15 protein-coding genes and 1 pseudogene are annotated in these 18,457 nt (G+C 48.2%); 13 read left to right on the top strand and 3 right to left on the bottom strand.

The features are described from left to right. Nucleotides 1–51: 51 nt before the first annotated feature. Nucleotides 52–1,692, bottom strand: coding sequence for a diguanylate cyclase (locus tag CLFS41_RS07625; protein WP_045091930.1), 1,641 nt, complete (start codon nucleotides 1,690–1,692; stop codon nucleotides 52–54). Nucleotides 1,693–1,879: 187 nt separating this feature from the next. Between CLFS41_RS07625 and CLFS41_RS07620 the strand changes: the two genes are divergently transcribed. The 9 genes and pseudogenes from CLFS41_RS07620 to CLFS41_RS07585 all read left to right on the top strand — a co-directional run bounded on the left by CLFS41_RS07620 (nucleotide 1,880) and on the right by CLFS41_RS07585 (nucleotide 11,729). Next, nucleotides 1,880–2,617: a GntR family transcriptional regulator gene (locus CLFS41_RS07620; RefSeq protein WP_007860040.1), complete on the top strand. Its 738-nt coding sequence runs from the start codon at nucleotides 1,880–1,882 to the stop codon at nucleotides 2,615–2,617. Nucleotides 2,618–2,982: 365 nt separating this feature from the next. Beyond that, a complete protein-coding gene (locus CLFS41_RS07615) occupies nucleotides 2,983–3,993 on the top strand; it encodes a uroporphyrinogen decarboxylase family protein (RefSeq protein ID WP_007860039.1) in 1,011 nt (336 codons plus the stop codon). A 42-nt stretch (nucleotides 3,994–4,035) separates the two neighbouring features. Next, the gene (locus CLFS41_RS07610; protein ID WP_007860038.1) at nucleotides 4,036–5,454 is read left to right on the top strand and encodes a Na+/H+ antiporter NhaC family protein; all 1,419 of its coding nucleotides are present in this window, start codon (nucleotides 4,036–4,038) and stop codon (nucleotides 5,452–5,454) included. A gap of 54 nt (nucleotides 5,455–5,508) precedes the next feature. After that, nucleotides 5,509–6,786 carry an L-serine ammonia-lyase, iron-sulfur-dependent, subunit alpha gene (locus CLFS41_RS07605; RefSeq protein WP_045091929.1) on the top strand — a complete coding sequence of 426 codons (1,278 nt, stop codon included), beginning with the start codon at nucleotides 5,509–5,511 and terminating at the stop codon, nucleotides 6,784–6,786. A 338-nt stretch (nucleotides 6,787–7,124) separates the two neighbouring features. After that, a pseudogene (locus CLFS41_RS29350) lies at nucleotides 7,125–7,346 on the top strand (6-phospho-alpha-glucosidase); the annotation flags it as partial. A gap of 158 nt (nucleotides 7,347–7,504) precedes the next feature. Next, complete coding sequence (locus CLFS41_RS07600; RefSeq protein WP_045091928.1) at nucleotides 7,505–8,368, top strand: MurR/RpiR family transcriptional regulator; 864 nt, start codon at nucleotides 7,505–7,507, stop codon at nucleotides 8,366–8,368. Between the two features lie 340 nt (nucleotides 8,369–8,708). After that, nucleotides 8,709–9,632, top strand: a complete 924-nt coding sequence (locus CLFS41_RS07595) for a hydroxyacid dehydrogenase (RefSeq protein ID WP_045091927.1) — start codon at nucleotides 8,709–8,711, stop codon at nucleotides 9,630–9,632. Between the two features lie 27 nt (nucleotides 9,633–9,659). After that, a complete protein-coding gene (locus tag CLFS41_RS07590) occupies nucleotides 9,660–10,358 on the top strand; it encodes an RraA family protein (protein ID WP_045091926.1) in 699 nt (232 codons plus the stop codon). Nucleotides 10,359–10,421: 63 nt separating this feature from the next. Continuing rightward, nucleotides 10,422–11,729, top strand: coding sequence for a sodium/glutamate symporter (locus tag CLFS41_RS07585; RefSeq protein WP_045091925.1), 1,308 nt, complete (start codon nucleotides 10,422–10,424; stop codon nucleotides 11,727–11,729). A 101-nt stretch (nucleotides 11,730–11,830) separates the two neighbouring features. Here CLFS41_RS07585 and CLFS41_RS07580 read toward each other — a convergent pair whose 3' ends face one another. Both CLFS41_RS07580 and CLFS41_RS07575 read right to left on the bottom strand, forming a co-directional pair. Beyond that, the gene (locus CLFS41_RS07580) at nucleotides 11,831–13,003 is read right to left on the bottom strand and encodes a zinc-binding dehydrogenase (protein ID WP_045091924.1); all 1,173 of its coding nucleotides are present in this window, start codon (nucleotides 13,001–13,003) and stop codon (nucleotides 11,831–11,833) included. A gap of 189 nt (nucleotides 13,004–13,192) precedes the next feature. Next, nucleotides 13,193–13,435: a helix-turn-helix transcriptional regulator gene (locus tag CLFS41_RS07575; protein WP_045091923.1), complete on the bottom strand. Its 243-nt coding sequence runs from the start codon at nucleotides 13,433–13,435 to the stop codon at nucleotides 13,193–13,195. Between the two features lie 173 nt (nucleotides 13,436–13,608). On the opposite strand from CLFS41_RS07575, the gene CLFS41_RS07570 reads away from it, so the two are divergent. The 4 genes from CLFS41_RS07570 to CLFS41_RS07555 all read left to right on the top strand — a co-directional run bounded on the left by CLFS41_RS07570 (nucleotide 13,609) and on the right by CLFS41_RS07555 (nucleotide 18,396). Further along, nucleotides 13,609–14,202, top strand: a complete 594-nt coding sequence (locus CLFS41_RS07570) for a response regulator (protein WP_045091922.1) — start codon at nucleotides 13,609–13,611, stop codon at nucleotides 14,200–14,202. A gap of 23 nt (nucleotides 14,203–14,225) precedes the next feature. Further along, nucleotides 14,226–16,043, top strand: coding sequence for a histidine kinase dimerization/phosphoacceptor domain -containing protein (locus CLFS41_RS07565; RefSeq protein ID WP_045091921.1), 1,818 nt, complete (start codon nucleotides 14,226–14,228; stop codon nucleotides 16,041–16,043). A gap of 243 nt (nucleotides 16,044–16,286) precedes the next feature. Next, nucleotides 16,287–17,138 carry a class II fructose-bisphosphate aldolase gene (locus tag CLFS41_RS07560; protein ID WP_045091920.1) on the top strand — a complete coding sequence of 284 codons (852 nt, stop codon included), beginning with the start codon at nucleotides 16,287–16,289 and terminating at the stop codon, nucleotides 17,136–17,138. Between the two features lie 25 nt (nucleotides 17,139–17,163). Further along, nucleotides 17,164–18,396: a substrate-binding domain-containing protein gene (locus tag CLFS41_RS07555; RefSeq protein WP_045091919.1), complete on the top strand. Its 1,233-nt coding sequence runs from the start codon at nucleotides 17,164–17,166 to the stop codon at nucleotides 18,394–18,396. The last annotated feature ends 61 nt before the right edge of the window (nucleotides 18,397–18,457 follow it).

Below are 18,457 nucleotides of genomic sequence, written 5' to 3'. Positions count from 1 at the left end.
ACAAGCCTGAGCCGGTTCCCATCACGGCGTCTCTCCCGCGCCCGCCGCCTTCTACCTGGAGGAGATACCCGAAGAATACATGGTAAATCGGTTCTTTCCATGGTATTTAGAATAGTATAAAGCCTTATCCGCATATTTGATCACGGTCTGAAGTTCCGTGCTGTCCTCCGGATAGACAGCGCAGCCTATGCTGCATCCCACCTGGATTTCGTGAGTTTCGCAGGGAAACGGCCGGTTGACGGCCTCAATGATATGGCGGGCAATAGGTTCTATAACCGAAACAGCAGCGCCAACCGGGACAATGAGTGCAAGCAAAAATTCATCTCCGCCAATTCGGGAAAGGATTTCGTTGCTGCGGGCCGCTGTGGTAAGCCGGCTGGAAATCTCGATCAATAGCTTGTCCCCAATGTCATGGCCATACCGGTCATTTACGATCTTGAATCCGTCCAGATCCAGATAGAGGATTGCAAGGGAGTGAGATAGGGGATCAAGGGTCTTACTGCACTGATTGATAGAGTTTTCAAATCCCAGCCTGTTTTTTAGGCCTGTGAGAGGATCGGTGGTGGCGATGGTTTTCATTTCACTCAATGCCGCGTCAGTTATGTTCAGATCGCTGAACAGGTTGGAGAGGGCTGATTCAAGGTTTTCAAGTTCGCAGATACCGTTGGAATCAGGCATGGGTACCTTGCGGCCGGATTTGAGAAGGGTAGCCACTTCAGATAGCCGGTTCAGGGGCTCTGTAAGCTTTTTTGAAATGATGGAACTGAGCATCATAAATAAAAGCAAAAGAACTCCTCCGCTTGCGATCAGCAGCAACACCAGCTGCACAATATTATTGTATGCAATCTCCACCGGCTGGCGGACAACAATGGTCCACCCAAGGCCGTCATAGTCGTCATAACCGGTTGAGGCGGTAAAACCAGTTAAATATGTTTGATCGTCAGGCCAGGTGATGGAGGCCCATTGGCGGTTGTTGTCCTGATCCGTTTTGGCCATTGTCTGAACCAGGGATGCGCCGATGAGTTTCTTTGGCCCAAGCAAAACATCATGATCCTTACTGAGCACCAGAACCTCCATCTTTTGGCTGTCACGGAATGATTCAGTGGTCATGGAAACACGTTCCTGCGCCCAGTCCCAATTCAGGTGGGCAGCCAAAACACCCTTAAAATCCCCGTTCTGGTCGTAAAGGGGGGAGCTGATATCAACAAAACGGAGCGGCTCATTGGCTGGATTGGGCAGCAGGTCTGAAAGCAGCAGGGCTTCATGAACATCCCCGATAAAATCCCCCTTGGCCCCTTGGATAAATACAGGCCGTTCAGAAATATCCGAATCCAGCAGGATATCGCCGCTGGACGCTTTGACTATGCCGTCCGCATCCGTAACCCCCACCCAGGAAAAGGATGGAAATGAATCATGAAGCTGGTTGATCAACGTGGAGGTAATCTGGTAACTGTCATCGGTGACAAGTACGTCTGCTGCCTTCAGCAGATCCAGCTGGTGATAGTGGTTCCACATAAACTGATCCAGCTGCATGGAAATCTGCCTGGCCGTGTCGGCCAGGTTTTCGCCGGTTTCAGCCTGCAGTTTATAGCTGGAGCACAGGCCGATGATCACCGAAAGGGTTGTAATGATGCATATTGTGAATATCGTAAAATACTTGTTTATCTTTGTCTGCAGTTTCTCTGATTTCATAAGGTCCCAATCCCCGTTACAGTGTATAGTATAATGACTATGAGCAAATGTATAGTCTTAGCAATAGTCTACCACTATGATGGAAGGTTGTCATTAACAATACTCGTTTCATATCGCAGATTCTTGCAAAACTATTTGTGTTTTGCTATACTAATATGTAAAAGAATTGTTAAGATTGGAGAAGTGTATGAAAGAGAAGAATGAGGAGTTCATTCCCAGCTATGTAAAAATCCAGAATTTTATTTTGGAAAATATACAGCAGGGAATCTATTCTCCGGGGGATAAGATACCATCTGAAAATGAAATAGCCCAAATGTTCTCCGTCAGCCGGATCACTGCTAATATGGCAATTAAGGAATTGTCGATTATGGGGGTGGTGACCAGGCAAAAAGGAAAGGGGAGTTTTGTCAGCGATTCTTCCGACTATTCCACGTCCTCCAAGATGCTGGCCCCCAATCTTTTTCTAAAGCCTTTGGTTCCCAAGAAGCATTGCCTGGAGCGGACCATGGTGATCGAAGCATATCCGGAGCTGTTAGAAAAGTTTCATCTAAAGGAGCATGCGCTGGTGTACGAGATCATCCGTTCCGTTCAGCATCGGGGTCAGCTGATGGCATTGGATTTCAGTTATCTTCCCATTGACCTGACGGGATATCTTCCCATACAGTCGGATGAGATCACCAAGACCTGTCTTCATGACTACCTGCAAAAACACAGTGAATGCAATCCAAAGTATCTAAGTATGTATATTAATACTCCCCTGTATTCTTTTATGCACTATGATAAACTGTCATTTACAGATCAGGAAAATCTGATCTGCTGGACCACAGATATCCTGAATAAAGAGAAAAAGACAATTGCAACCACCTTCACGATTTCACCGGAGAATAAAGGAGAGACGCCTTTTATGACATTTTCCATTGGGTGATAAAGAGGATCCGGGAGCACGGCAATTGAAGCAGCATCTCACAGAGAACGTTTATATGACCTGTGAGGTGCTTTTTTGTTGTTAAAAAGTTGTTAATACATATATACAACTTGAGACGGGTATAACATGGATTGATATTGAGGGTGTGTCAACCTTTTTTTATGGATAAAAATGTTCTTAAATTTATATATTATGACTATAATGAATAAAAAAACGTAAAATTTAGTGCAATATTTACAAAAAATCCATAAAATATTTGTCGATATTGAAGATCAAACTTATATAGACAAGTTGACTATTTGATGATATCATATTGCCAAAAGATGTATATACATTAAGTCAATAATATAAAAAGGAGGACATAGATGACAAGAGAGGATAGAATAAGGGCGGCCCTTGCAGGCGGAGAGGTTGACCGGCTTCCCTGCAGTGTGTGGATGCACCTTTCCGAGGTGGATCAGGATCCCAGATCCCTGGCGGAGGAGATGGTTTCCCAAAATGAGAAATATGATTTTGATTTTATCAAAATGATGCCCTTTGGCGCCTACTCCACCCAGGACTGGGGAGCTAAGATTAAAATTTACTGTGACCGCTATAAGGAACCGGTGATCATTGAACCGGGTATCAGGGAGCTGGGCGACTACGGTATGATCCGGCCTTTGGCAGCCACTCATGGAACCTGGGGCAAGACCCTGCAGGTCACCCGGCATCTTTCCAAGATCGTACCAAAGCACACGCCGTATCTGCAGACTATTTTCAGCCCGGCCACAACGCTTAAAAAGCTTACCAGCAACCGTCTGATACAGGATATGGTGGAACATCCCGAAGAAGTACATAAGGCGCTGCGGGCCATTACGGATACGACCATCAGCTTTGTGCAGGCCAATATTGAGGCAGGGGTAAGCGGCTTCTTTTTTGCTATTCAGACCGCGACCTATGATTTTATGACAGATGTGCTGTACGCGGAATTCTGTAAGCCCTATGATCTGGAAGTGATCAACAGCTATAAAGATAAGACATGGTTTAACGTGGTTCATATCCATGGATCCAATATCATGTACGATACGGTGAGCAAATACCCCTGCAACTGCATCAACTGGCATGACAGGGATACCCGGCCGGATATGAAGACAGCAAGGGAAACTGTTAAAAAGACCTTCCTGGGAGGAATACAGGAGGTTCCGAATATTATTAACGGTGTGTTGGATTACGACAGTTTCTTAAGGCGGAGCACACCGCAGCAGGTGATCGGCCATGTAAAGCAGGCAATCGCCATGGTGGATGGAAAAGGTCTGATCATTGGACCGGGATGCGTGTGTGATCCCAGGACGCCTGAGGAAAATCTCCACGCAGTAAGGAAAGCTGCTGAATTTTAACAGAACTGACAATCATCATACATAGGGTAATGGAGGTAAGGTATGGATTTAAAAAAAGGACAGGAAATTGAGGCCAAGGCGGAAGCCAAGGAATTTCCCAGTGGTTTGGTAATTATATGCGGATTAATTTTATTAGCGGCGCTGTTGACGTACATCATACCGGGGGGAGAGTATGTCAGGACTACCGTTGACGGAAGAGAGATGGTAGATCCCAATTCCTTCTCATATGTGGCAAGCCATCCGGCATCCCTGCTGGAAATTTTTACATCAGTGCCAAAAGGATTTCAGGCAACCAGCTGGATCTGCTTCCTGATCCTGATCGTAGGCGGAGCATTCAGCGTGATCAGTGATACAGGCGCTATCCAGGCAGCCCTGAACTCACTGTTAAAGAAAAGCAAGGGAAAAGACATTTTCTTTATTCCTGTTATTGTCCTGCTGTTTTCTATTGTCCCCACTTTGATGGGCACATTGGAGGCATATCTGGCATTTGTTCCTCTGGGAGTTATGCTGGCACGTTCCATGGGATTGGACGCATTGGTGGGAATTGCCATAACCGTGTGCGCGGGAGGCGCCGGCCTGGCAAGCGGAATCACGAATCCCTTCAACATCGGCGTGGCCCAGGGGCTGGTGGGGCTTCCTGTGTTCTCCGGTATCTGGTTAAGGATCCTGGCCTTTATCGGCTTTAATGTATCTGTTTCATTCTGGACCATGAAATATGCCATCATGCTGAAAAAGGATAAGAAGAACAGCTGGATCTATGATGTGGAGCAGCGTGCGGAGGGTTCCGACATGGTTGTGGAAATGCCGGAGTTCGATGCAAAAAGAAAACTGGTGCTTTTATCTGTTCTGGTAGGAATGGGCTACATCATCTATCTGGCTCTCACCGGCGGTGACTTTAAGAACGGCATTCCGGCCGTATTCCTGATGATGCTGGTAGTGGTTGGGATCGTTATGAAGTATTCTCCCAACGAGGTATTCCGCCGCTTTGGAAAGGGCGCTCAGGGAGTTGTGGGCGGTGTCCTGGTAGTGGGATTTGCAAAGGCGATCGCTTTGATCCTGGACAATTCCGGAACAGTGGATACCATTATCCATGCAGCGGTACAGATGTTAAACAATGCATCCGGCGTTCTCACGGCAGAGATCATGTACCTCATTGGCCATATCGGCAATTTCTTCATCATCTCCGATGCAGGACTTGCAACCGTATTGGTTCCCATCCTGTCCCCCATTGGAGACATGGCGGGAATCACACAGCAGACCGTATGTGCGGCTGCGATCCTGGGCGGAGCGCTGGGAAACATGATCATGCCTACTTCACCTCTGACCTCAGGCGCCATTGCCATGGCGGAGATTGATTACCGTGTATATTTAAGGTTTGTAATACGCATTTTCCTTACGAATTCCGTGTGGGCGGCCATCCTTGTGGCAATTGCAGCCATTGTTCAGATCGGGCCGTTTTAATAAAGTGCGCTTTCGGAGAATCCGCGGGTACACTAAAGTGCATTGGAGGAAAAAATGGAAAGAAATTCTGCATTATATAATCAATATATTGAGATCATAAAAAGAGAACTTGTGCCGGCAATGGGATGCACGGAGCCGATCGCTATTTCCTTTGCCGCGGCTGTGGCCGGAAAGCATCTGGGAAATCTGCCGGACCGCGTGACGGTGGAGGCCAGCGGCAACCTGATCAAGAATGTAAAAAGTGTGATCGTGCCCAATACAGACGGCTTAAAGGGGATAGAAGCAGCGGCGGCAGCGGGTCTGATCGCCGGAAATGCGGACCTGTTCCTGGAGGTGATCAGCCAGGTGACAAGCCGGCAAAAGGCGGAGATCCGCGAGTATCTGGACAGAAAGGTCATCAGCGTGGAGATCGCCAAATCAGATATTGTCTTTGATCTGATCCTCACAGCCTGGGCCGGGGATGACAAGGTGGTGGTCCGCATTGTAAATGAGCACACCAATATTGTTTACCTGGAAAAGAATGGGGAAGTCTTACTGGAAAAACCGTTCAGCTGCGGAGGTTCTGAGTCAGACGAGGAGAATGTGCTGACAGTGGACGGAATCCTGGATTTTGCCAAAACATGTGATCTGGAGGACGTGAGGGAGATCATCCGGCGTCAGATCAGCTATAACATGAAGATTGCAGAGGAAGGCCTTGACAATGACTGGGGAGCAAATGTGGGCAAGGTTATTTTAAAAACCAATGACCCCAAGGATGTCAGGATCCGCGCAAAGGCCAAAGCTGCGGCAGGTTCCGATGCACGCATGAGCGGATGTGAGCTTCCGGTGGTTATTAATTCAGGAAGCGGAAACCAGGGGATCACGGCATCCGTGCCTGTGATCGAATATGCCGGGGAGCTTCACAGCACCCAGGAGGAGCTGTACCGTGCCCTGGTGCTCTCCAACCTTCTGGGACTCCACCAGAAAGCCGGGATCGGACGTCTGTCCGCTTACTGTGGGGCGGTAAGTGCCGGCTGCGCCGCGGGCGCCGGGATCGCGTATCTTATGCATGAGGATGATAGGGTCATCAAGCATGCCATTGTAAACTGCCTGGCCATTACCTCCGGGATCATATGCGATGGAGCAAAACCATCCTGCGCGGCAAAGATCGCGTCCTCCATTGACGCGGCGTTTCTGGCCCTGGAAATGGCCAGGGACGGCCAGGAGTTTAAGGGCGGGGACGGAATCGTAAAGAAAGGCATTGAGAATACGATCGTAAGTGTCTCAAAGCTGGGCAAGGATGGAATGAGGGAGACCGACAAAGAGATATTGCGGATCATGGTTGGGGACTGATGATCATATAAGTGCAATTTGTGCAAGATCAGGCATGACTACATTTTTTGTAATCATGCCTTTTTTTGCGTTCTGTACACATATCCATGTGAAAGAGGGAAACTATGTTTGGAAAATGGATCAGGGACAAAAGGATTACAATCAGAGCGCGGACTGGACACTGTGAAGCTGCAGGGCGAAGGGATTGAACTTTTGGCATCGCCCGGACAGGATGTGAAGACAGGGGATCCCATTCTCCGTTTAGACCGTGATATGAAGATAGTTTTTTCGAGGGGGAGTCTTGTGAAGATAACAAAGGTAATCAATAACAACTCAGTGGTTGCACTGGCTGACAATGGGAACCCTTGGCCATGGGAACAATTCCGCAATTCCAGAAGGGTCTTATGGAACAGCAGGTATCGGTAGAAAAACTGGTGGTTGAGGCATGGATCGAACGGTCGTATCAAAAATTATGGCAGGCAATGACACTGTCCCGCACCGTACCAAGCGCGAAGGTTGCAAAGGAAGTACTGGATGCCCTGATGAAAGCCAATGGCGACTTCTGGCCGAAGTTGAGCTGAGACATGGGAAAACAGCCCGCGCTTCGGCTCACTAACCAAGGCATAGCAGAAGAGTTTTGAAAATAGATTGTAGCGCTCACTTTTTTTTGATATACTCATGACAGAGAACACTACGGATTTTTATAAATCCAGATATATTTTGTTATGGGGAGGGAGCCATGAACCGATTATCAGAACGGCTGAAGGAAGCAAAGCTGACGCCTCAGCAGAGACGGATCGCGGATTACTTTTTTAAAAACCAGGAGCGGATCGGCAACATGTCGTCCATGGATGTGGCAAAAGAGATCGGAGTCAGTGACGCATCCATTATCCGCTTTGCCAGAGCCATCGGATACCTGGGATTTACAGATCTTAAAAATGATATATACAATTCCCTGATCGGGGAAACCAGTGCCTCTGTGCGGAATATGCAGCTTTCAGAACGGTTCGATGTGCTGGCAGGAAAATACCAGGAGGAGGATATACCTGGCGCGTTTGTGGAGATGATGAATTATAATATTACCCGTACCTTTCAGCAGAATTCCCTGGAGAGCTATGAGAAACTGGCCGATATGATCATTGAGTCCAAAAGAAAATATGTGGCCGGATTGCGGGGGTGCATGGGAGTGTCCGCCCATTTTTCAAGGTTACTGGGATTTGCTATAAACGGGGTCACCCATCTGCCCAGCAACAGTGAGACGGAAGTGTTGGGAGCACTACAGGATGTTGGACCGGAGGACATTTTTATCCTGTTTTCCTTTGCCCGTTATTATAAGATCGACATGCTTTTAATCAATATGGCCAAAGAACATAAGGGCAGGATCTGCGTGGTTACTGACAGTCTGATGGCTCCCATGATCAAATATGCGGATATTTCCCTTGTGGTGGAAACCTCCCATATGAGTTTCTTTAATTCGGCCATAGGCGCTGACATGATAGCGGAATATATAATAACCCTTGTATGCAGAAAGAATAAAGAGGAATACAGGCTGCGGGCCAGGGAGAGGGACATTATGACGGAAGGGTTTCGTCTGATGCAGTAAGATATGAATGAATTGTTAACATTTTGTAGTGAGATAACAAAACGAGCTGGTTTTTATTGGCTCGTTTTTTTTATAACGAACTTTAGGCTGGTTTATGACGAAATAAGCAGAGATTTTTCGGGAATACAGCACGGAAAGGTGCATATTAAACAAAATGTAGTATATACTACAGAAATATTTATTGTTAAAAAATATACTACAAATTATATATTGACAGTAGCGTATACAACAGCTATACTTATTGTACGAAAAGAAAAACACACTACAAAAAACCGGTAGAATGTAGGACACACAACTGATAAGTCGTTAGAAGCAAACCATTAAAACAAGGAGGTTGGATATGCTTATTTATTTAAGCGAATATATTCATCCGGACGCAGTCCGGATGATCAGGCAGCGTGCAGATATCACTGACAATTTTAACCGTATAGAAGACATTGATGGGATTATACTGCGTACTGTAAACGTAAACCGCCGGATCATTTCACAGGCAAAAAAGTTAAAGGTGATCGGAAAACACGGAGTGGGGTGCAATACCATTGATCTGGATGCGGCCAGGGAGGCGGGCATCACAGTGGTGAATACGCCTTTGGCCAATACCAATTCAGTGGCGGAACTGATTGTGGGACTGATGCTGGATATAAGCAGGAACATAGCGGCATGTGACGCAAGGATCAGGGGAGAGGGATTTGCATGTATTGCTCCGCCTGAGATGACGGGGATCGAATTGACGGGAAAGACAGTGGGGCTTGTGGGCATGGGAAATATTGCCCGGCGCATGGGCGAGATACTCAGGAACGGATTTGGTGTAAGGCTTGTGGGCTATGATCCGTATTGCTCAGAGGAACAGGCAGCTTTCTGGGGGATCAGAAAATATGATGATCTGAATTCCATGCTGGAGGCATCGGATTTTGTGAATATCAGTGTCCCATTGACACCTTCAACCATGAATATGATATCAGAAGAAAACTTTAACCATTTTAGAAAAAATGCCGTTCTTATAAATGCCGCAAGAGGGGGTGTGGTAAACGAGGATGATCTGTACCATGCATTAAAGGAGAGAAGGCTGAGGGCGGCGGCCTGCGATGCGTTTGTTGAGGAACCGCCCAGGGGAACGAATAAGCTGATGACACTTGACAACTTTTGCGCAACCCCTCATATCGGAGCTAATACGGAAGAGGCCCTCTACAGGATGGGGATGGAAGTTGTGGAAGAAGTATTAAATGTGATAGATGGAAAGAATGTAAAAAACCGTGTTATATAAGCGAAAAAGAATATGGAGGAGAAAAATATGAGCAGGACAGGATGTGTGATCGTAAAGGACTTTAAGCGCCCGGAGCGAGCGTTGGTAGAGAGGTTTGCAGGCGTGGCAGCGGCCAATCTGGATGACTGTATGAACCGTATATCAGCGGCCCATGAGGATATCAGCCCGGTCAATAAAAGCAGTCTGCTGGGAACTGCATTTACTGTAAAAGTCCCGGAGGGGGATAATCTGATGTTTCATGTGGCCATGGACCTTGCAAAGCCGGGGGATGTGATCGTAATCGATGCCGGCGGTGATACAAGACGTTCCATTTTCGGAGAATTGATGGTTACATATTGCAGGAAACGGGGGATTAATGGAATTGTAGTGGATGGATCCATCCGGGATGTGGGAGCCATGGAGGTTCTGGATGATTTTGCTGTCTACGCCCGCGGGGTAACGCCGGACGGACCCTATAAAAATGGGCCGGGGGAGGTAAATACCCCCATAGCCTGCGGTGGGAGAACCGTCTATCCGGGGGATATTGTTCTCGGGGATGAGGACGGAGTTGTTTTTATCCGTCCGGGAGAAGCGGAGGAACTGCTGAAAAGGGTGGATGCCCTTCACGCAAATGAACTGAGGATTCTTGATACCATTGAAAAAGAAGGCACCTATATCCGGCCTTGGGTGGATGAAAAGATAAGATCACTGGGGGTTGGATATGTGGAATACATGGAGTATATGTAGTATATGGAGTACATGGGATTGTAAGACAGGGGTAATCTGAATTGGAATATTGGGGGTAATGTGATGTTTGCTACAGCAGTAAATGAATTAATGTTTCTGTTTTTATTTTTGCTTGCCGGGGTTGTTTTGCGTTCTGTGGTAAAACCACTGCGGAAATTATATCTTCCCTCCGGACTGATCGGGGGAGCCCTTGCATTGATCCTGGGTCCGCAGGTCCTTGGAATTATTAAAATTCCGGAGAACTGGTCCGGTATGGCGTCACCTATGATTAACATTGTATTGACAACCACGCTTTTTGGCATTTCCATCAGCATTTCCAAAATGAAGTCCTTTGCAGGAGCCATCAGCTCCAACCTGCTGTCCTATTTTTCACAGCTTGCAGTTGGGATACTGGCAGCTTTGGGCCTGCAGAGGATATGGACCGGGCTTCCTAGGGAGTGGGGAGTCATGACTGTATTTACATATTGGGGCGGGCACGGGGCCGCCACCTCCTCTGGAACCTTGTTTGAGGAACTGGGTGTAGAGGGGATGCTCAGCATTGGCCTGATCCTTGCGACTCTTGGACTGATCGTTGCCATGGTGGTGGGAATGGTATGGGTCAATATTGGCGTGAGAAGAGGCTGGGCAAGGGCCTTGTGCAATGCTAAGAACAAAGGAAATGACAGGAAGAGTGACTATATTCCAAAGGAAAAGCAAAAACCTCTTGGCCATGCAACGGTTGCTTCTGATTCCATCAACGGCCTGGCCATGCAGATGTGCTTTGTGTTCCTCAGCATGTGGATCGGAAGCGTGCTCTTTGGGCTGATCGCAAAGGTGATCCCGGCTGCCAGCAATATCCCGTCCCTTCTTTACGGCATTGTGGGCGCGATCATCATATGGTCTGTTTTGCGGAAAACACATTTGGATCCATATGCCGACAAGGATACCATTGATAATATAGGGGGAGTGGCTCTTGAAATCTGTATCTGTTCAGCAACGGCAACCCTGGATCTGAATTTCTTTGCAAACAATCTTGCTCCGATCATGATCCATATGCTGGTGATCATCGTGCTCATGTCCTTTGTGTGTATGGTGCTGATGCGGCGCTGGTTTGGAGAGGATTGGTTCCCCCTGGCACTGATGTTCTTTGGGGCGAGATGCGGCTCGACCCCAAGCGGGCTTGCCCTTGCGCGCTGCGTGGACCCTGATGTGAAGACGGAGAGCTGGGAAGCGTTTGGTGTGGCACAGGGGTGTTTTGTGCCCGTCACCTCCACCCTGGTTGCCATATTGCCGGTGATCGCCGTCAATAACCTCTGGATACTGGTGGGGATCGGGGCCGTGATCTCAGCGGCCATGATCGTGTTTAATGAACTGGTGGTGAGAAAACGTTAGACGGCCCGGGTTTAAGGTTGATCTATAATAATGGCCATAAGTGATAACCGGTATCCTGATGGGGATACCGGTTATATTTGCAGACAGGGATAAATCAATGTTTATTTTTTGGGAATATACGCCCCCTTCAGGTATCCCTCCTCAGGCATTTTCCGTATGGTATACAGATAGTCCTCCAGCTTGTCAAAACGGTGGGTGATGAGTTCTCCAAAGGGGATCTCCCTGTGTTTCTTTAAAAGGCGGAATGCACTGTCAAAGGTAGAGGGAGAGTTTGCGATCAGGCCGCATATCCGTGCATTGCTTTCAAAGATCAGCTGGGGAAGGGATACTGTGACTTCATGGGTATTCAGCATACTCATGGGGAGTCCCACCTCTATGTAGGTGCCCAGTTTTTTTACCATCTTAAGTCCCTGCAGGGTCGCGCTCCAGTGGTTGGCGCATTGGAGGACCAGGTCCGCGCCGCCGTCTGTGGCCTGGATGACGGCCTGAATGCATTCCTGGTCCGTCATTCCCGACAGGTTGACAGCCCTGTCAACGCGTGCCAGTTCCCGGGCTTTTTCAAGCTTGGAGTCAATCATGTCCGTGATGACAAGCTGTTCAACACCCATGTGGCGCAGGATCATGGCTGCGATGATCCCAATCGGGCCGGCTCCGATCACAAGGGCGTGGGTTTTGGTTGAGATACCTTCCTGTAAGGTTCCGCTTTCAGTCATGGCCATCTCAATGGCCCGCATGGCCACGGCAACAGGGTCCATGAGGGCTGCAATCTCGCCCGGCATATCATCCGGTATCTTCCACACAAAGGTTTCAGGATAAATATACACATAATCTCCGAATCCTCCTTTAAAATGAGGATACAGATCCGGATTGGTGTTGGGTACACCGGGGGCATTCTGGTGGGGAGAAGGACCGCCGTAGATGAAGTCGTCATCACACACACCGCATATGCCGGCGCCATGGGACATGCAGCTTGGGCATTTCCCGCAGGTGATATGGGGATATACGGCAATCCTGTCCCCCAGCTTAAGATCCCCGCCATAGCAGTGGATAAAACGGTTGGCGTCTTTTCCCATGCTGACGATCTTTCCTGCAAATTCATGCCCGTCACAGAACGGGGCATCAGGCTTTACTTTGATAAAATGCCCGTCCGAGCCGCAGATCAGGGCAGCCTCCACCTGTATGACCAGCCCATCGTCAGCGGCTTTTGGCACTGGATATTCTTTGATATCCACCTCGTAAGGTCCTGTTATGACAAGTGTTTTCCCGGTATTCATTCTTGTTACCTCCTTTGAATTTTTATAATAAAAAAGCCCTTATACGCACTGATAGCGTATAAAGGCAAATCGTAACCTCTTTATCCGGGAAGGGCCATCCATAAGCTGCTTCCCAATTCCATATTATGACCTTAATATATAGTAAATAAATCAGAATGTCAATTCTTTTTTTGAGAAATACTTCTCCTTTTATTCTTCCTCCAACAGCCACTGCACGGGCACATTCAGGATTTTTGCAATCACCTTTACTTCGTAGTCCGCCACAAAACGGGTTCCTATCTCAATGCGGCTGATGCTGTCCTGCTCCATGAGTATACCCTCTGTCTGCAGCTTTGCGGCAAGGGCGTATTGTGACAGACGCTGTCTTAAGCGGGCTTCCCGGACCCGTTTGCCGCATAGGTTTTTCTTGCCCTTGTAATCGTATATCTTCATCGCAAACTCTCCTTTTACCGGGTAATTTCCGGTAATTTACTTGACTTTACCATATATAAAACGTAAAATTATGTTAAAGATAAGTGAAGTAAATGCAATTTGTTATAATTTCGTTATTGTGCATATAACAGGTGGGATAATCAGTCTTTTTATTGGCGAAGGGAGCAGGTATTGTGAAGGAAGATAGTTGTTTAAATGTCTATATTGCGGAGGATGAATCCATCATACTGATGAATTTTAAGATGATTCTGCAGCGGTTGGGGTATCATGTGGCTGGCAGCGCGGTCAAGGGGGACAGGGCGCTGGATGAGATATTGGAATTAAGGCCGGATCTGCTTTTGCTGGACATCAACATGCCGGGAATGGATGGGATCACGCTGTTTAATCAGGTGTCTAAGGTGTATGAGACGGCCTGTATATTCATAACAGGGCATTTTACGGAAGCATTTGTGGAAAGCGCAAAGGAAGCAGGCGCGTTAGGTTACCTGATCAAGCCTGTGGATGAGAAACAACTGAAGGCATCCATTGAAGTGGCTATGGCCCGTTTTGAGGAACGGCGGATACTCAGAAGGGAAACGGAAAAGTTAAAATCAGATCTGTCCGACAGAAAATATATTGAGAGGGCCAAGGGCATCCTTATGGACTCGTTTGGACTGAAGGAGGGGGAGGCCATGGCCAGGCTGCAGAAGCTCAGCAGAGATAAGAATAAAAAGTTGGTGGTGATCGCAAAAGAGCTGATTGAGAAAGACAGGATCATACTGCGATAGGGGGCGGGAAAGGAAGGATATTTGTGGCATTGATAGAGATCAGGCAATTATATGGAGGACAGAGGGGAACGAGGGTACGGGGCTTTGACCTGACAATCGAAAAGCCTGAGATCCACGTGGTTTTATGCACCAGCATTTCTGCTCTGGATGAACTGGTCCATATCATGTACGGAACTGCCCTTTACAGATCCGGGCATTTTCAGGTGGATGGGAAGAATGCCATTGGCCTGAGAAATAAGGAGGTCCAGTATATCACCATGGATACCTATCTGTTCCCTGGCTTTACGGTGATGGATAATATATTCATGGCATCGCATGAATACGGGTTCATGACCAGAAAGAAGATACAGAGACGATTCGGATATCTCATGAAGGAGACGGATTGCGCCATACCTGATATGAGGGTGGATCATCTGACAGCGGAGCAAAAGAAAATGGTGGAGGTCCTGCGCTGCTATGCGGAGCGTCCAAAGCTTCTGGTGGTGCATGAACTGGCGGGTAACCTGTCTTACCGCAATCTGATGTGGGCCAACACTTTATTTACAAATCTTAAGAACAGCGGGACCACGGTTCTATATCTTACCAGCAAGTGGGAGGATATGCTGAAGATCGGTGATTCGGTATCGGTTCTGCGGTCAGGCAAAAACCTTGGTACATTTACAAAAGAGGAGGTGCTGGCCACACCACAGAAAACTTATTATCTTATGCTGGGCGGACAGACCATGGCTTCCCTCTTGGATTCCGGGGATGGAGGCGGGCAGCAGGACTTTGTCAATACCATCGTATCAGGGGTCAAGCTTTTGTCCCAGGACAGCGACAGTGAGAATGTACTGAAATTTTTCATGCGCCAGGTGAGCAGAAGCCTGAAGGCTGCCAACAGCATTGTGTACGTGTCGGACAGGAATTCAGCAAGGGTACGTTTCATATCCGGGCTTGACTTCCACGGAGATGAACTCCCTCTGATCAAAAGGGATGTGGTGAGGCAGATATCTTCCACAGAAGAGCTTTTTTATACCAATTATCTGGATGTACACCTGGGAGATCTGTTGGAAAACCGGATGAACATTTCCATGATACACACCATGGTATGTATACCGGTCAAGTTCGGGGACAATTATCTTGGGCTTTTGCAGGTGTATTTTGATGATGACTATGCCTATACGCAGGCGGATAAGGATTATCTGTCCGCGATTGCCAATGAACTGGCCTTTGCCATTGAGTCATTCCGTCTCAAGGGCAGATCTGTTCTGATACAGGAGAGCCATCACCGCATTAAAAATAACCTGCAGATGATCATTTCCCTGATGGAGTTACAGAAATACCGTCTGTTCCAAAACGGGGAGTATGTTAAGGCGGAACATATTTCGGACACATGGGACACTTTGGTAAAACAGGTAAAGAGCATCGCGTCCATCCACGATATGCTGTCCAGAGAGGAGGAGACGGACAGCATCATAGGAGTGGATGTGATCATTCGGGCCATACGGGATTTTTATGCAGGGGAAGCGGATATACAAACAGAGATCGAACGTTGCATCATTCCCCACAACCGGGCCACCTCCCTGGCGCTTCTGGTCAATGAACTGATCAGCAATGGGGTCAAACATGCAGCCAGGGAAGATAAACGGCTTGCGATCCGGCTGTCATTGAAGCGCTGCGGGGAGAGCTATTCTTTTATTTACCATGACAATGGACCCGGATTTCCTGAGGGGTTTGAACCCTGGAAAAGCAAGGGGATCGGGATGACCATCATGCAGTCCATTGTAGTGGAGGAATTTGAGGGCGGCTTTTGCTGTGGAAACAGGAGCGGCGCGCTGATTGAAATTACAATACCCTACTGAAATTTTGTGTAAACAATATGCTGTAAGCATAATATTTGTATTATATGATAAAGATAAGTAAATTGATTAAAAATATCTTGACGATAAGAACTTTGTATGATACCATATGTCATAAGACAGTAAAAACTTACGGATGGTTTTTGCTAACATAGAATGTTTGGTCATGATTGCCAACACGAATTTTTTCGTGTTGGCTTTTTTGCGTTTTAACCTAAGAAATGAAAAAGGAAGGAGATAAAAAGTATGTCATTGGTAGGTTTGAAGGAGGTATTAAGGGACTCAATTGAAGGGAGGTATGCGGTAGGGGCCTTTGACGCCACAGATCATCTGTTCGCGGAATCCATTCTCCTGGCGGCAGAGGAGACAAGGACGCCTGTGATCCTCATGGTGGGGGATTTTCCGGCGCCTGTGGATTATGACAATTTCTATCCGTATCTGGTTGACCGGATCAGCAGGACCCATGTTCCGGTATGCCTGCATTTTGACCATGGAGCAAGCTTTGAGGCATGTGCCCTGGCGATCAGGAGGGGGTGCACATCCATCATGATCGATGGTTCCGCCCTGTCCTTTGAGGAGAACGTGGCTCTGACTAAAAAGGTGGTGGAAATGGCCCATGCCTGCAATGTGGAGGTGGAAGGGGAGATTGGTTCCGTGGGAAGGAATGAGAGCCTGGAGGGGGAGAACGCAGTGTCCCTTTATACGGAGCCTGAGGATGCAGCGGAGTTTGTAGCGCTTACAGGGGTGGATGCCCTGGCTGTCTCCATCGGTACCGTACACGGGGTATATAAAAAGGCGCCCAAAATGGACTTTGAACGCCTGGCCAGGATACGGTCCCTCATTGATATTCCTCTGGTCATGCATGGCGGATCAGGACTTTCCGTGGAAGACTTCCACGCGGCGGTCAGCAACGGTATGAATAAAATCAATGCATTTACCAACTTGTCCATTGCAGTGGCTGACCGGATTGCGGAGACAGCCAAGGCGCTGCCGCCCAAGACCATAACCGGTCCTTTATATGAGGCGGCCATAGAGACGGGAAAGCAGCAGGTAATGGAACATATAAAACTGTTTGGGACAAAAACCATTGATCGTTAACACAAGGAGAAAGGGGAAGGAACATATGAAAAAAAATCGGTTAAGAGTATTGGCAATGGCTATGAGCGCAGTAATGCTGGCAGGGTGTACCACTACGCCGTCCGTGGGAACAGGGACCCAGGAGACAGCAAAGCCATCGGAGAGTGCGGCAGCGGCGGACACCACGGCAGAGGCCGGGGCAGCGGAAGCTGAAAGCGGGGATACAGGGGATACGTCTGCAGTTCAGCAGGAATTCCCGCCTTTAAAGGTGGCCCGGGACAGGCCGCTGAAGGTGGGGTATCTGTATTCCAATCTGGAAGCGGAATCCTGTACGCGTTCTTATAACCAGATCCGGATTGAAGCTCCCCACAGGGGATGGGAGCTGACCGAAGTCTATTTCAGCCAGCAAAAGCCTGAAGAAGCGCGCACGGGAATGCAGACCCTCATCACCCAGGACGTGGACGCGATCGTTATTTACAACATGGAGATCGTGGGCATTGCGGATCTGATCCTCCAGGCGCGGCAAAATGGGATCGGCGTCTACAATGTGGACAACCAGCTTGTACCGGGGGTGGTTGCCAACTCCTGCCAGCCCAATGGCGTGGCGGCAGCGGAGTTTGCGTACTATATGGGTGAAAAATATCTGTGGAATGCCAACTATGCCGTCATCGCAGCTCCGTCCCTGCAGGTACATGTTGAAAGGACGGATCCCATTAAAGCCATCTACGACCAGTATCCCGGCATGAAGCTTTTGGGAGAGGAGTCCTTGAATCCTTCCGGCAGTGAATCCATGGGACAGCAGGCCTATAACTATACAAAACGGTTTATAGAAAAATATGGGACAGACTTGGATATCCTGATCACCAGCTATGACGGAGCGGCTGTGACTGCGGATGAAGCAGCGGCCCAGGCCATCGGCGGGACTGATGTGGCCATCATTGGCGTGGACGGCGGATCCGAGACATGGTCACACATGCGCAAGGGCGGCAACTTTAAGTATTCGTATGCGCAGCCAACAGAACTGTACTGCCATAAAATCTGCGAGCTTGTGGATGAACTCCAGATACAGGGACTGACCCCGGGGGACAACGGATGCAGCATCAGCGCTTACGGAGAGACTATTTATTCCAGCGGTAAGATCATTGACCAGGACCACGTGCCGGCGCCGAACCAGAGCATTCACTCTGTATTTGATTTTTACGGCGGGGATCCTGATGATCAGGAAGCATGGTACAACTGGAATGACGGACCGGGAATCTATATGATAGCGGATAAATAGGCGGACCGGATCGGACAGGCATATGCCGGGAGGATTTCTCCCGGCATTATAAAAAAGGAGG

The organism is Clostridium sp. FS41, assembly GCF_000954015.1.
Lineage (GTDB): Bacteria > Bacillota > Clostridia > Lachnospirales > Lachnospiraceae > Enterocloster > Enterocloster citroniae.
The sequence above is the reverse complement of the archived record's forward strand: the minus strand, read 5'-3'. Positions and strand labels throughout refer to the sequence as shown.

Bases quoted from the DNA above. Each gene is read 5' to 3' on its own strand.
- CLFS41_RS07625 (WP_045091930.1), bottom strand. From the start codon at position 1,692: ATGAAATCAGAGAAACTGCAGACAAAGATAAACAAGTATTTTACGATA.
- CLFS41_RS07620 (WP_007860040.1), top strand. From the start codon at position 1,880: ATGAAAGAGAAGAATGAGGAGTTCATTCCCAGCTATGTAAAAATCCAG.
- CLFS41_RS07615 (WP_007860039.1), top strand. From the start codon at position 2,983: ATGACAAGAGAGGATAGAATAAGGGCGGCCCTTGCAGGCGGAGAGGTT.
- CLFS41_RS07610 (WP_007860038.1), top strand. From the start codon at position 4,036: ATGGATTTAAAAAAAGGACAGGAAATTGAGGCCAAGGCGGAAGCCAAG.
- CLFS41_RS07605 (WP_045091929.1), top strand. From the start codon at position 5,509: ATGGAAAGAAATTCTGCATTATATAATCAATATATTGAGATCATAAAA.
- CLFS41_RS07600 (WP_045091928.1), top strand. From the start codon at position 7,505: ATGAACCGATTATCAGAACGGCTGAAGGAAGCAAAGCTGACGCCTCAG.
- CLFS41_RS07595 (WP_045091927.1), top strand. From the start codon at position 8,709: ATGCTTATTTATTTAAGCGAATATATTCATCCGGACGCAGTCCGGATG.
- CLFS41_RS07590 (WP_045091926.1), top strand. From the start codon at position 9,660: ATGAGCAGGACAGGATGTGTGATCGTAAAGGACTTTAAGCGCCCGGAG.
- CLFS41_RS07585 (WP_045091925.1), top strand. From the start codon at position 10,422: ATGTTTGCTACAGCAGTAAATGAATTAATGTTTCTGTTTTTATTTTTG.
- CLFS41_RS07580 (WP_045091924.1), bottom strand. From the start codon at position 13,003: ATGAATACCGGGAAAACACTTGTCATAACAGGACCTTACGAGGTGGAT.
- CLFS41_RS07575 (WP_045091923.1), bottom strand. From the start codon at position 13,435: ATGAAGATATACGATTACAAGGGCAAGAAAAACCTATGCGGCAAACGG.
- CLFS41_RS07560 (WP_045091920.1), top strand. From the start codon at position 16,287: ATGTCATTGGTAGGTTTGAAGGAGGTATTAAGGGACTCAATTGAAGGG.
- CLFS41_RS07555 (WP_045091919.1), top strand. From the start codon at position 17,164: ATGAAAAAAAATCGGTTAAGAGTATTGGCAATGGCTATGAGCGCAGTA.